This window comes from Treponema berlinense, from assembly GCF_900167025.1.
Classification (GTDB): Bacteria; Spirochaetota; Spirochaetia; order Treponematales; family Treponemataceae; genus Treponema_D; species Treponema_D berlinense.
The window spans coordinates 282,348-296,384 of record NZ_FUXC01000002.1 but is presented as its reverse complement, the minus strand read 5'-3'; the positions used below and the strand labels follow the sequence as shown (position 1 = coordinate 296,384).

General features: G+C 41.3%; 9 protein-coding genes and 3 tRNA genes. 5 read left to right on the top strand and 7 right to left on the bottom strand.

Annotated features, from left to right (window positions below):
* Positions 1-178 precede the first annotated feature (178 nt).
* The 3 genes from B5D47_RS03180 to B5D47_RS03170 form a co-directional block, all read right to left on the bottom strand.
* Positions 179-1,504, bottom strand: coding sequence for an aspartate kinase (locus tag B5D47_RS03180; protein WP_078930368.1), 1,326 nt, complete (start codon positions 1,502-1,504; stop codon positions 179-181).
* Positions 1,505-1,577: 73 nt separating this feature from the next.
* The gene (locus B5D47_RS03175) at positions 1,578-3,500 is read right to left on the bottom strand and encodes a ribonuclease catalytic domain-containing protein (RefSeq protein ID WP_078930367.1); all 1,923 of its coding nucleotides are present in this window, start codon (positions 3,498-3,500) and stop codon (positions 1,578-1,580) included.
* Between the two features lie 80 nt (positions 3,501-3,580).
* Entirely contained in the window at positions 3,581-5,998 is a 2,418-nt protein-coding gene (locus B5D47_RS03170) for a PAS domain-containing hybrid sensor histidine kinase/response regulator (RefSeq protein ID WP_159443476.1), read from the bottom strand.
* Positions 5,999-6,235: 237 nt separating this feature from the next.
* On the opposite strand from B5D47_RS03170, the gene B5D47_RS03165 reads away from it, so the two are divergent.
* Both B5D47_RS03165 and B5D47_RS03160 read left to right on the top strand, forming a co-directional pair.
* Positions 6,236-6,979, top strand: coding sequence for a VUT family protein (locus tag B5D47_RS03165; protein WP_078930454.1), 744 nt, complete (start codon positions 6,236-6,238; stop codon positions 6,977-6,979).
* A 6-nt stretch (positions 6,980-6,985) separates the two neighbouring features.
* Positions 6,986-7,678 (top strand): SDR family NAD(P)-dependent oxidoreductase, encoded by a 693-nt coding sequence (locus B5D47_RS03160; RefSeq protein WP_078930365.1) that lies wholly within the window; start codon positions 6,986-6,988, stop codon positions 7,676-7,678.
* Between the two features lie 89 nt (positions 7,679-7,767).
* On the opposite strand, the gene B5D47_RS03155 is transcribed toward B5D47_RS03160, so the two are convergent.
* The 4 genes from B5D47_RS03155 to B5D47_RS03140 all read right to left on the bottom strand — a co-directional run bounded on the left by B5D47_RS03155 (position 7,768) and on the right by B5D47_RS03140 (position 12,288).
* On the bottom strand, positions 7,768-8,886 hold the full coding sequence (locus B5D47_RS03155; RefSeq protein ID WP_078930364.1) for an ABC transporter ATP-binding protein: 1,119 nt from the start codon (positions 8,884-8,886) through the stop codon (positions 7,768-7,770).
* Positions 8,887-9,168: 282 nt separating this feature from the next.
* Positions 9,169-9,250, bottom strand: a tRNA-Leu gene (locus B5D47_RS03150).
* A gap of 167 nt (positions 9,251-9,417) precedes the next feature.
* Positions 9,418-11,481 (bottom strand): elongation factor G, encoded by a 2,064-nt coding sequence (gene fusA / locus B5D47_RS03145; RefSeq protein WP_078930453.1) that lies wholly within the window; start codon positions 11,479-11,481, stop codon positions 9,418-9,420.
* 153 nt (positions 11,482-11,634) lie between these two features.
* A complete protein-coding gene (locus tag B5D47_RS03140; protein ID WP_078930363.1) occupies positions 11,635-12,288 on the bottom strand; it encodes an HAD family hydrolase in 654 nt (217 codons plus the stop codon).
* A gap of 197 nt (positions 12,289-12,485) precedes the next feature.
* Between B5D47_RS03140 and B5D47_RS03135 the strand changes: the two genes are divergently transcribed.
* From B5D47_RS03135 to rsgA, 3 genes are all read left to right on the top strand, one after another.
* Positions 12,486-12,556: transfer RNA gene (locus B5D47_RS03135), tRNA-Gln, on the top strand.
* Between the two features lie 51 nt (positions 12,557-12,607).
* A tRNA-Glu gene (locus B5D47_RS03130) sits at positions 12,608-12,680 on the top strand.
* A 369-nt stretch (positions 12,681-13,049) separates the two neighbouring features.
* On the top strand, positions 13,050-14,036 hold the full coding sequence (rsgA, locus tag B5D47_RS03125; RefSeq protein WP_078930362.1) for a ribosome small subunit-dependent GTPase A: 987 nt from the start codon (positions 13,050-13,052) through the stop codon (positions 14,034-14,036).
* Position 14,037: the final 1 nt, after the last annotated feature.

Sequence of the window (14,037 nt, the reverse complement as noted above, 5' to 3'; positions counted from 1 at the left end):
TTATTCTTTTGTATAGATTTAATCAATATAGCAAACTAAAGATTTTCAAGTTTATAACCGATATTTTTTATTTGGAGCGCATCTCCTCTCAAACCGGCTTTTCGCTAGCATACAAGCAAAAACCTCAAAAAAAAATGCCCCGGAAACAATCCAGGGCTATACAAACTAAACTTTTTGACTATTCAAACAACGCCGTGTGCAAAATCTGAACAACTGTATTTGCCTGGGAATTGTCAACAAGGAAACTTATATTAACCTTGCTTGCGCCCTGAGAAATCATCTGAACGTTGATGTTTTCTTTTTTAAGCGCTGCAAAAGCGTCCGCAAGAATCGAGCTTGATGAAGAGGCGTCGCAAATAATCGTTACGATAGCCTTTTCCTTTTTTACAGTCACATCGGCCGCTTTTTTCAAGTCTTCAACAAGTCCGTCAAGTTTAGAATTTCCATTTACTGTAAGAGAAACAGAAACTTCAGAAGTCGCAATCACATCAACAACAACATTCCATTTTAAAAACTGGTTGAACACATGGGCCAAAAATCCACATGCGCCGAACATGCTGTTTGACTGAATATCAATCAAATCAACATTTTTAACGTTTGTAATTGCAAGAACGCGCGGAGTTTTTCCACTGTGTTTTTCACGGATTACAGAACCTTCGCTCTTTATATTGTATGAATTTTTTACGCGGACTGGAGTTCCTGTCTTGCGGCATGGAATCATTGAGCGTGGATGCAAAACCTGGGAACCAAACATTGCAAGTTCCTGTGCTTCCTCGTAGGTAACTTCTGGAACAGGGCGCGCATTTTTTACAATCCGCGGATCTGTCGTCAAAATTCCATCAACATCTTTCCAAGTCTGAATTTCATCAACTCCAAGAGCGGCACCGAGCATAGTTGCAGAAAGGTCAGAACCGCCACGACCGAGGGTTGTAATTACGCCGTTCTTGTCTTTTGCGATAAAACCTGTAACAATCGGAATTTCTTTCTGTCCGCCGTTTTTGTAAGCAGCAAGTTTTTCAGGAATGTTTTTCCATACCTCCGGCAAAAGCTCCGCATTCATAAAATTTGAATCAGAAACAAAGCCCACATCCCAAGCATCATAAAATTTTGCAGGAATATTTTGCTTGTTAAGATATGCCGACATCAAGCGCACTGACATTCTTTCGCCAAAACTTACAAGATAATCCCGTGAGCGCTTAGAAAGTTCGTGCAACATGCTGATTCCAGTAAGCAAAGTTTTTAATTCGCCCAAAAGTTCTTCAATTGCAGGAACATCAACATCCAAAATTCTGGCAGTATCGAGGTGAAGTTTTTCAACCTTCGAAATGTCAACCTTTCCGTTTACAGCCAAATCGGCCGCTTCGAGCAAATGGTCTGTCGTATCGCCCATCGCGCTCAAAATAACAAGCGGACGTTCATTTTCATAAGCCTGAATAATAGAGGCAACGTGTTTAATTCTTTCGGCGTCAGCAACACTTGAACCGCCAAATTTCATTACTATCATATTTAAAAATTATAATGAATTAAAAACTAATGCACAACTACAGTATTTTTAAATTCAACAAAATAATATTTTTTCAGGCTTTAACAAAAACAACGCTCAAAGCCGGCAGGTCGATTTTTTCAGCTTTTACAGCTATTCTGTCGTTCAATTCACAGTCTACACCGGTAATCGCAGTTTCCATTCCGAGTTCTTCGATTAAAAAAACTGACTGTTTCTGCTCTTTTGAAAGGCAAATCGCGTTTCCGCTCCACTCAGGATTCTGCAAAAGATAAACTAAGGTCCAGTGTGTATTGCTGTTTCTTTCTGCCTGTCTTGCAGCCCTCGCCGCGGCATCTCCGGCGGCAATTCTCATAAGCATTGTATCTTTATCAATTAAAGGCTCATTTTTTATGAATGCGCGCAACTGCTCGTGTCCGATCAAATCTCCGTAACGGCGAAGTGGAGAAGTTACCTGGCTGTACATTCCAAGACCAAGCGCCGCGTGAGAAGACGGAGTTACGCCGACATTCCGCTTGCGCATACAACGCCTGAGCCTGTATTGTCCGGCAAGTCCTTCCGGAAGGACAGCAGGAATATCCGGCGCTTCCTGGCTTATAAACGGAAAAGGAATATTATTTTTAAAGGCAAATTTTGCCGCTCCTTCACCTGCAAGAATCATGCATTCGCGCACAACTTCTCCGCTCTCGTAATGCACAACCTCCTCCATGCTGACCTTTTTTGTTCCAGGCTCAACAACAACGTGAATTTCCGGCATCTCGATAAAAACAGCACCGTTTTTTTTGCGCCGTTCGGCTGTTTTTCTGGCAATCTCAAAGAGAGGTTTTAGTTCTGCGCTGTCTTTTAATTCATCGGCTTTTTTGTAAGACAGGCGTTTTACATCAACAATCGTACGTAAAATTTCACAATCCTCAATTTCGCAATTTTCATTCAATTTAATTTTAAAGCTCAGGGCGCGGCTTATTTCTTTTAATCCCAACGCATAATCTTCAAGGCAGTCTTCGCTCAGCATTCTTGCCGCACCTTCAGGAATATACAAAGTCGCTCCACGTCCCCTTGCGCAAATGTCAATCGGACTGTCCGGCAAAACAGTGCTTGCAGGGTCTGCAATATGAACCCAAAGGTATTCACCGTCAAAACCAATCGCATCGTCAGGGTCTGTAGACCATTCAGAATCGATTGCATAACTTATTCCCCCGACTTTTACCCTGTCTTCTTCCGGCGGACGTCCAAGGCTCAATTTTGCGCTCTTTGTGCTAAGTCCCCATCGCAAAGGATAAGGGTTTTTTGTAATATCCCAAATTCCGGTTTTTAAAAGAATTTCATGGGCACGCTCGATTGTTTCTTTCATTCCTGCGTCTTTTAAAATCTTGCAGCTGTCTGTCTTGCAAAGCGCAAAGGCTTCCACTTCCTGCATGTATTTTCCGTCAGCAGGCAAATCAAGTTTTCCCTGGCGCAATCTGGTTATAAAGGCAGAACGCATTTCTTCAGCATGCTCTTTTTCAAATGCCTTGTTTTTTAATTCCTCGATTTTTTCGCCAGAACGGGGAATAAAAAGAATTTTTGGACATTCAATGTCGGACGAATCTATTTTTTCCTCAAAATAAAATCCGCTTTTTAAGGCGCAATAAACGCCCCAAACTTCATCGGCAGCAATTTTTCCGCGAATCAATTCCACAAGTTCAGAAAAAGGCATAAAAGATGATGCAGTTTCGTCTTCGCTGCTCAAAAGTTCGTGAATTTCAGCAATCTGATTTTGAACCTGACTTTCCGGCTTTAAAGCGTTTTCTGCAAAATCAAGACAATTTTCCAGTGAAGAAGCAGGTGCCTCGCTCAACAAAATTATATCGCGCGGACGCACCTTCTGACTTGCGTAAACAGCTTTTTTTCCTGACGATGTAGCTCTCGAAACGCACCAGCTCACTAAAATTTTTGAAGATTCTTCGCCTTCAACAAGCGCACAAAAACTTTTATAAATTACAACGGATTTTTTTTGCATATAGCCCACCTAAGGCAATTTTACAAAATCCAGGACGGTTTTTCAATCGACAGGATTTTTCTGTGTTTTTTTGTATAATTTCAAACCGGTTTTTCATCAAAAGCTTGAGTTCCTAGAACAATCGAAGCCAAAGTTTTTTTAAGGCTTTTTGCATCTATCGGTTTTGAAACGTAGCCGTTCATTCCAACTTCAAACGCTTTTTTTCTGTCCTCATCAAAAGCATTCGCAGTCATTGCAATAATCGGAATTTCCGCCTTTTTCCTGTCGGAAAGCTGCCGGATCAGTCTTGTGGCCTTGTAACCGTCCATATTCGGCATCTGAATGTCCATCAAAATAAAATCGTAGCCTTTTTTTTCGTTTTCAATTTTTTCAACACAGACAATTCCGTCTTCTGCCAGTTCAACCGAAAATCCCATTTTTTTTAAAATTGATGCCGCAATTTCCGCATTAAGAGCATTATCCTCCGCCAAAAGAATTTTCTTCCCGGAAAAATCAACATTTTCTTCTTCTGGCGGAATTTTCAGATTTTCGTAGATTTTTTTTCCAACAATTTTATGGGCAATCGTTACAGTAAACTTGGTTCCTTTTCCGATTTCGCTTTCCACTTCGATAGAACCGTTCATCAAGTCGACCAGGCTTTTTACAATCGTCATTCCAAGCCCGGTTCCGTGAATTTTTCCGGCCGTAGTGTTTCTTTCGCGCGAAAAAGCATCAAAAATCATCGGAATATAATCTTTGCTCATTCCAATTCCAGTGTCCTCAACCACAGTTCTAAAAAGCGCATATCCTTTTTTTTCGCACGGAAGCTCTTCTGTCGTTACGCTGATTTTTCCTCCGCTTGGAGTATATTTGACGGCATTGCTTATCAGATTTGTAAAAATTTCCTGGATTTTCGTTATATCGCACATTATATACGGATGAATTACATTTACTTTGTGAATCATCTCGATATTTTTCTTTTTTGCAACTGCTTCAAAAACTTTATAGACCGCAGAGATAATGTCGCCTGTCGCGCTGCAATTTTCGTCAAGTTCAACTTTTCCACTTTCGATTCGTGCCATGTCAAGAACATTATTTACAATCGAAAGAAGAATTTCCCCGGATTTTTCAATCATTTCCTGATAATGAATCAATTCCGGATCTGAACTTTTGTCGCGCATAAGCCTTGCAAAACCCAAAATTGCGTTCATAGGAGTACGGATATCATGAGACATATTGAGCAAAAATGTAGTTTTTGTCCTGTTCGCTTTTTCAAGCTGAATTCTTTGCTCTTCCTGTTCGGCAACAATATCATCAATATAGCGGAAGCCCATTACAACGCAAAGACCGTCAGTATTTTCAAGACGAACCATCTGCACCTCAAAAAATTCATGTCCCTCAGGATCCGGCAAAGTCTGAAACCTGTATGCAAAGCGCCTGTTTTTGGCAAAATATTTTTTTAGATAAGACGTCTTCATTTTTTGAATAAAATCAGGGGCAGACTCTTTTATTACGTAATGCTCGTAAAAATAGCGGATTATAAGTGAATATGAATTAGTGCCTTCTGGAATCTGCTGCCTTATGAGCTTTGCAATAGCGTTATCGTCCTGTTTTATCGGCGAAATCAAATCGTTTTCAAGCTCGCAGTAAAAAATGCAAGTGTAGTCGATGCTCATTGCCACAAGAATGCTCTTTTCCCTTTTTAAAGCCTTGTTTTCCGAAATATCGACAAAGGTCGTAACGACAGAACGTTCACCTTTCGGCGTAATAAAAACTTCTGTCCGCGCAATAACGTTCGTAACCTGACCGTTTTTTGCAGCAATAGTACATTCAAAATCGACAACACCGCTGTTTTTTCTCAAAGCCGTCAATTTTTCGACCGTGCATGAATCCGGATAAGTTATGTTGTGCAAAATATCGCCAAGATGAACCTGGGCCTCGGCAATATCCTTTACATCAAAAATACGAAGGGCTTCCGCATTCATATGCTGAATTTTTTGACCGGGAATTGTATAGGCAAGTATACCGCAGTTTTCCATATCTAAAAGATTTTTGTAATAATCGGCCGTAACAAGCTGCTGAGCCATCAAATCCCGGTTTCGCCTTAAAAGCTGTTTTTCACGTTGCATTCCGCGTTCAAGCCGGACAATTTCCGAACAATCCTGATGCTGTCCTATTATCGTGACAATTTTTCCGTCAGAAGAAATTCTTCTTCCCATGCAGCGCACGAGCATTTCCCCAAAAACAGGATGAATATACCTGTACATAACTTCCGCACCGCCTTGCAAAAGCTCGGTATCGTATTCTTTCATAAGAGACGCATCGTCCGGATGGATATGTTTTTTAAACTGAATATTGTTTTCTTCTGGAGAAAGACCTTCCGGCAAGCCCGAAAGCCTCAGCATTTCGCTGTCCATGTACATACGGACAACCTCGCCTTCTTCCATTTCAATCTTCCACAGACCAATCCTGCTGGTTTCTAAATATTGTCTTAATTCATCTGCCGTAAAAAAATCCATTAAGCTCTCCATTCACTTTGGCAAACGCCATAAAAAGCATTTTAAATGATAACACATAAAATTTACTTTGGATAAAAAAAATCAATTCAGCCATATTTTTTCAGGCGAACACATCTTGCTTTTTTAGAGCAAAAAATATAAAGTCGTTTTTGCGCAGTTTATGATTCCTCATAATTCTCCTGCGCTTTATAAATCAAAATTCTTATGGAGGCGGACGTTTTTGCGTCCATTGTTCTTATGAAAAAACTCTCTTCAAAGCTCATGCAGGAAATAAAAGATTTTAAAATTCTCCTGCGAAACATTCCTTCCCTTACAGTTTCACTGTTTATTCTGTCGGTTGTCTGCGCAAACTTAATGGCAAACAAAGAACTCGTAAATTTCAAGTACATTGCCCTTGACTGCGGCTTTACTTTTAGCTGGCTTATGTTCTTGTGCATGGACATAATCTGCAAACGCTGGGGAGCAAAGGCTTCCATCAAAGTTTCGATTCTCGCACTTGCAGTAAATCTTTCTGTCTGCCTTATTTTTGCCCTTCTCTCAAAAGCGCCTGGAATGTGGGGCGAATTTTACACGACAGAAAATCAAGAAGTAAACCGCGCGTTAAACGCTACATTCGGCGGTTCGTGGTACGTTGTTTTGGGTTCCGCCCTTGCCTTCATCACCTCTTCAATTATAAATGCGCTCTTAAACACGGCAATCGGTTCCTCGCTCAAAAAAAACAATTTTTTCAGTTTCGCACTGCGATCCTACGTTTCAACGGCAATCGCCCAGTTTGCAGACAATTTTATCTTTGCCACAGTCGTTTCAAAAATTTTCTTTGGCTGGAGCTGGACTCAGGTAATCGTCTGCTCTGCAATCGGAGCGTTTTTTGAACTTTTGTGCGAAGTTGTTTTCTCCGGGCTTGGCTGGAAAGTTGTGCGCCAGTGGGAAAAAGAAAATGTCGGAAACGAATATCTTGAATATCAGAAAAAACAGGCATAATCAAAAATGAAAGTCTTAATCACCGGAACAAGCCGGGGAATCGGCAGGGCCGCAGCGTTAAAATTTCTTTCGGAAGGATTTAATGTAACCGGGCTGGATATTGAATCAGACACAATCTCAAAAAGCCAGGATGCGAAAAATAAGGAAAATTACTCTCATTTTACAGCAGATATTTCCGACCTATCTTCTCTTCCAGAAATTTCAGATGTTGAAATTCTTGTAAACAACGCAGGAATTCAAACTCCGGCTTTGACAGGTGGAGAAAAAGACATTCAGGTAAACCTTATCGGCACAATGGCTGTAACTCAAAAATATGCGTTTCAGCCAAAAATAAAATCCGTGCTCTTCAACGCCTCTGTTTCCGCTCTCACAGGAAACGAATTTCCTTCGTACGCAGCTTCTAAGGCAGGAATAATCGGCTATATGAAAAACTGTGCGATTCGCCTTGCAAATTCATACCGCGCAACCTGCAACGCCCTGTGCTTTGGAGGCGTGCTGACAGAATTAAACGAAAATGTCATAAAAAACAATGAGCTTTGGCAAAAAATCATGGACGTAACCCCGCTAAGACGCTGGGCAAGCGCACAAGAAGCCGCCGACTGGATTTATTTTCTTACAGTAACAAACAAATTCTGCACAGGACAGGCAATCGATGTTTCCGGCGGAGAACGAAACTGCGCGGACTTATTTGTCTGGTAAATTTAAGCCACAAGCAAAAAAAAATCCCGGCGTACAATGTTTTGCACACCGGGATTTTTTATCAGCCGTTTATATAAGCAGCGTTCTGATTACCATTTCTTTTCGATTTCTGGTTCACAGATATTTACTTCAGTCTCCAAGTCGAAGAACTTACATTTGTCCATTTTTGGAGTAAAGTTTACAGTATCTCCGAGCTGTGGGTTTACAACTGGTTCACATTTAGCAACAATGTTTACATTCTGAACCTGAACAAATACGTGAGTTTCTGCTCCGAGAGGTTCTTTGTTTGTAACTTTTACTGCCATGTTGTTTTCTGCAGCCGGTGAATCATGATAATCCAAGTCTTCCGGACGAACACCGAACCATACTTCTTTTCCAACATAAGCCTTAAGGTGCTTCTGCTGGTCAGCAGTCGGAACAAGCTTGAAGTTTCCTTCGTCAGCAATTACATTGCCGTTCTCTTCAGCAATCTTTACTTTAAAGAAGTTCATTGGAGGAGTTCCGATAAATCCAGCAACAAATTTGTTAATCGGGTGATTGTAGAGGTAGAGAGGTTCTCCAATCTGCTGAATGCGTTTTTCTGACATAACAACGATTTTTGTACCCATTGTCATAGCTTCAATCTGGTCATGAGTTACATAAATCATAGTTGCCTGAAGGCGATTGTGCAAATCAGAAATTTCAGCGCGCATTGTAACACGGAGTTTAGCGTCAAGGTTAGAAAGAGGTTCGTCGAACAAGAATACCTTTGGAGAACGAACAATGGCACGGCCTACAGCAACACGCTGACGCTGACCACCGGAAAGAGCCTTTGGTTTACGTGTAAGATAGTTGTCAAGGTCAAGAATTTTAGAAGCTTCGCGGACACGGCGGTCTATTTCTGCCTTGTCAGTTTTGCGGATTTTAAGACCGAAAGCCATGTTGTCGTATACAGTCATATGCGGATAAAGAGCATAGTTCTGGAATACCATTGCAATATTGCGGTCTTTTGGTGGAATGTCATTCATCAATTCACCGTCGATGTAAAGTTCACCGGCAGTAATATCTTCAAGACCTGCAATCATACGGAGAGTTGTAGATTTACCACAACCAGACGGACCTACGAATACACAGAATTCGCGGTCTTCAATTGTTACATTTGACTTTTCAACGGCAAGAACATCACCGTCATAAACTTTTGTAACGCCTTTAAGTTCAACCTTTGCCATTTAGTTTTCCTCCTCGTGGCATTTAAGGGATTAGATTATAAAAATATCTTAAAAAAAAAACGAAATAAATTCAACCTTTTTTCCGTCAAGCGCCAGATTTTAAGGGCGTCCGGCAAAGCCGCCGGGTCTTTGCGTTATAAAATTGCTCCGCAATTTTTCCGTTCAGCCACGCGATGCGTGTCCGAACCGCTTTCGCGGCTATCAGCCCCTGACGCGTCCACTTTTATAATCAGCCGGCATAAAAAAAGGCTGTCCGATAAAACCGAACAGCCTTTTGCAAGTTGCGGAGAAGCTGACTTGAACAGCCACGACTTGCGTCACCAGCACCTCAAGCTGGCGTGTCTACCAATTCCACCATCCCCGCGTGATGTATTTATATTAACTAAAATAGATTTTTTAGTCAATAAGTAAAATCACTTTTTTTTAAATTTTTTCTATTTTTTTTGCAATTTTTTTCTTGTTCCGCACAAAAAAAGCCGTCAAAAAATAAGTTTCTGACGGCTTTTTGCATTTTTTATATATTCCTGATTTTTAGAATCCTGCGTTATCTAAGCCGCCCTGCTTAACCTGAAAATGAGAAAATTCCATGCTAAAACTTGCGCGTCCCTGGGTTACAGAACGAAGGTTTGTAGAAAATCCGAACATTTTTGCCATTGGGGCAGTACAGTGGATAATTTCGCCGGTAGATTTAGAATCCTGACCGCTGATAATTCCGCCGCGCTGAGTAATCTGACTGATTGCTTCGCCTACAAACTCGACAGGACTTGTAATATCAACGTTCATAACAGGCTCAAGAATTACCGGTCCTGCCTTTCTTGCAGCCTCGTCAAAAGCCTGGGCCGCACATGCGGTAAATGCAAAAGGAGTTCCGGTAAGTTCGTTGTAGTCGATTTTTGTGACAGTCACGCCGACATCGGCACAAGGATAGCCGTACTGAATTCCAGAGGCAAAAGAGTTTTCGATTCCTGTTTTAATAGCATCGTAAATTTCGTCCGGAATTTCTCCGCCATGAACAGAGCAAGAATAAGTGTTTCCCTGTCCCTGCCCGTTTTTTTGAATTTTCAAGGTTATGCCTGCAAAATTGTCTTTTCCGGCAAGATTCTTTTCCCAAATAGAACTCTGTTCAACTTCAGAACTTACAGACTCGCGATATGTTACGCGTGGAGCGCCGACATTTGCCTTAACGCCAAAATCGTCCTTCATTCTTGTAACCAAAACGTCAAGATGCAGTTCGCCCATTCCGCTTATGATAAGCTGCCCGGTTTCCGCATCCTCGTGACTTGTAAACGTCGGATCTTCGCGGCTCATAATGGCAAGAGTATCAACAAGCTTATCTTTATCCGAAAGAGTTTCCGGTTCAATTGCAATAGAAATTACAGGTTCAGGGAATTTAAGGCTTTCGAGGAGAACAGGCATTCCCTCAGAACCGAGAGTGTCGCCTGTCGAAGCTAGCTTTAATCCGACAAAAACGGCAATATCACCTGCGCTTACGCTATCCATCTGCTCCATGCGATTTGCATTTACGCGAAGGATTCTATTTACCCTTTCGCGCTTTTTCTTTCCAACGTTAAGATACTGGCTTCCTGCTGTAAATTTTCCGGAATAAACACGGACAAAGCAAAGCGTGCCCATGTCTTTGTCCTGCTGGATTTTAAAAACAAGGCCGAGCGGCATTTTCTTTTCGTCGCAAGGAATTTCAACTTCTTCCTCGTGGTCTTTTTTAATATGGAGTCCTTTTGCTGGAGGAACATCGGTCGGACAAGGCAAATAGTCGATAACAGCGTCAATCAAAGGCTGAATTCCCTTGTCGCGGCGCGCAGAACCAAGCACACAAGGCACAACAGTTCTTGCAATCGTACATCTTCTCAAAGCGGCTTTAAGCATATCGTCAGAGATTTCTCCGCCTTCAAGATAAATCATTCCGAGCTCATCGTCAGCCGAAGCAACATCATCAATCAGTTTTGCATGCCACTTTTCAGCCTCATTCTTTCTTTCAGGAGAAATTTCAGATTCAATAAAAGTCTCGCCTTCATCGCTTTCGTTCCAGCGGATTTCCTTCATTTTGATTAAATCAATCAGACCTTCAAAATTTTCACCCTGCCCAATAGGAATTTGAAGGGCAACAGTATTTGCGCCAAATTTTTCGCGGACATCGTTTATAGAATAGAAAAAATCCGCTCCAATTCTGTCCATTTTATTTACAAAACAAAGTCTTGGAACGTTAAACTGGTCAGCTTGCCGCCATACAGTTTCGGTCTGCGGCTGAACTCCGTCAACAGCACAGATTACAGCAACAGCACCGTCCAAAACGCGCAGTGAGCGCTCAACTTCGGCAGTAAAGTCAACGTGTCCCGGAGTGTCGATAATATTTATCGTATAGCCTTTCCATTGGGTTGTAATTGCAGCAGAAGCAATCGTAATTCCACGCTCCTGTTCCTGCTTCATAAAATCCATAGTTGCGGCGCCGTCGTCTATTTCGCCGATTTTATGAATTTTTCCCGTGTAAAAAAGAATTCTCTCAGTTGTTGTTGTTTTTCCGGCGTCAATATGAGCCATAATTCCAATGTTGCGCATTTTTGCAAAATCTAAAGCCATTTTCGTACCCTGTAAAATTTCAAAAAAATTTTCTTCGCTAAAAAATAAGCCTTCAAAAATCAAATTTAAAGACCATAAAAAATCAGAAAAAGATTATATCAAAATCAAAAAATCCTAACAATAAGAAGATTTTCCAATTTCTTTTACATAGTTTTAAATTTCTTCCAAAGAATTTAAAATTTTTGCACACAGACTTTTTATTCTTTCGTCCGGTTTTATCTGATCTGGAACCAAAACAACTTTTAGACCGGCATTGTATGCCGAAAGAACACCGTTCGGGCTGTCTTCGACGGCAACACAGTTTTTTGGCTTTATGCCGACAGAATCACAGGCTTTTAAATAAATTTCAGGATCCGGCTTTGAATGTTCTACGCTGTCGCCACAGGTAAGAGTCTTAAAATAATCAATCAGTCCAGAACGAGAAAGCTGTCTTTCGACTGTCTGTCTTCTGGTCGAACTTGCAAGCGCAAGAACAAAACCCTTAGTTTTTAGCCGCTCAAGACAGTTTTTTGCACCTGGCATAAGCTCAATTCCTTCGCTTTCTTCCGTTTTGCGAAAAAAATTTCTGGCGCAATCATACCATTCCCGGGCATTAAAATTTTTATTCTGTTTTTCAAAAAAATTCTGAAGAGTAAAAAGAGTGTCCTGAGTCGCCTGCCCTACACACTGATAATAGACTTCATCAACATTCTTAAGTTTCCATTCTTCCGCCGCCAGTCTCCAGCATTTTTTACATAGACTTTCAGTGTCCAGAAGCACTCCATCCATATCAAAAATAAAAGCAGAAATTCCGTCAGTATTAAACATAATTTTTATCTACCCTTATAAAAAACTTCGTGTAAAAAAACGGCAACAATCCTATTTTAGAAAAAAAACATTTTCGTTTCAATAAAACAAAAAAAAATACAAAGCACACATTTTTTTGAAAAAAATTAATTTTTTAATTTACAGTGCTTGACATAAAATTTATTTTTTCATATAGTAGTTTACATCACAAATCACATTCCCCGATTGTGTAATGGTAGCACTTCAGATTCTGGTTCTGACTGTGGGGGTTCGAATCCTCCTTGGGGAACTCAAAAAGGGCTGACTTTTTACAGGTCAGCTTTTTTTATTGAAAAAAAACGGCTCCATCGAATATCGGTTTAGTTCATCGCCCTCTCAAGGCGGGGAGACGGGTTCGACTCCCGTTGGAGCTATACAAAAAAAACAAAGCTAAAAGACATCTTTTTTGGATGTCTTTTTTTTATGTCTAAAAAACAAAAAGGAGTCGAACCGCGAAGTGAGCGCGCCGGCAGGCGAAAAGGTGCCAAGGATGGCACCGAAAGCGAACGCAGACGGCCCGGAGGGAGCAAACACGACGTTTGCGACCGGAGGGCTTCGACTCCCGTTGGAGCTATACAAAAAAAACAAAGCTAAAAGACATCTTTTTTGGATGTCTTTTTTTTATGTCTAAAAAAACAAAAGGAGTCGAACCGCGAAGTGAGCGCGCCGACAGGCGGAAAGGTGCCAAGGATGGCACCGAATAATCTTGCAAAAGCTTAAAATCTTACGTAAAATCAACTTATATGAACCAACTTACAGGCACCGTTTTAAGCGGCTCGAACAATGTTTTTGAAGTTGAATCTTTTTCCGAAGATGACGGCAGTTTTATAATCCGTTCATGCGCCCTCAAAAGCAAAAGGTTAAAATCTGACAAAAAATATTACAATCCGCTCGCTCCGGGCGACATTGTTCAAATTGAAGTTGACAGTCTTGAAGACAAAAAAGGTCAAATCACGGCTTTAGTTCCGCGCAAAAACGAATTTGTCCGCTGGAACGTAAAAGGCCGCTCTCCGCAGCTTCTGGCAGCAAATCTTGACTATGTAATTCTCGTTACAACTCCAGAAGAACCAGATTTCCGCCCGCGTTTTATTGACCGCGAACTTGCACAGGCCGAAAGACAGGGAATCGAACCGGTAATTCTCATCAATAAATGCGACCTCGAAGGTTCACAGGACGAATCTTTCTTAAAATATGTTTCAATCTGGGAAAAACTCGGATACAAGGTGATGAAAATTTCTGCAAAAACTGGCGAAGGCATGGTCGAGTTTGCACACTTTATCCAAAACAAACTCTGCGCTCTTGTAGGCCAGTCTGGAGTCGGAAAATCTTCTCTCGTAAACGTTCTGGACAGCACTGTCGTCCTCAAGACAGGAAGTCTTTCTAAAAAATACGGCAAAGGAAGCCACACAACAACAAAAGGCACTTTGCTGCGCATAAAACTAAACGAATCGCTTACCGGCGGCATCCAGGGCGCTGTAGCTTCAATTATCGACACTCCAGGAGTCAGACGCTTTGTGCTGCACGACATCGAATCAAAGGACCTTGCCCTTTACTTTAGGGAAATGTCTCCCCTTGTCGGAAAATGCAACTTTGGCTTAAGCTGCACTCATATAAACGAAAAAGGCTGTAAAATTCTTGAGGCAGTTGAATCTGGACAAATCAGCCGAGAACGCTACGAAAACTGGAAAAAAATCTCAGAAGAAATCAAAACAGGCAGCTGGACAGACTAAA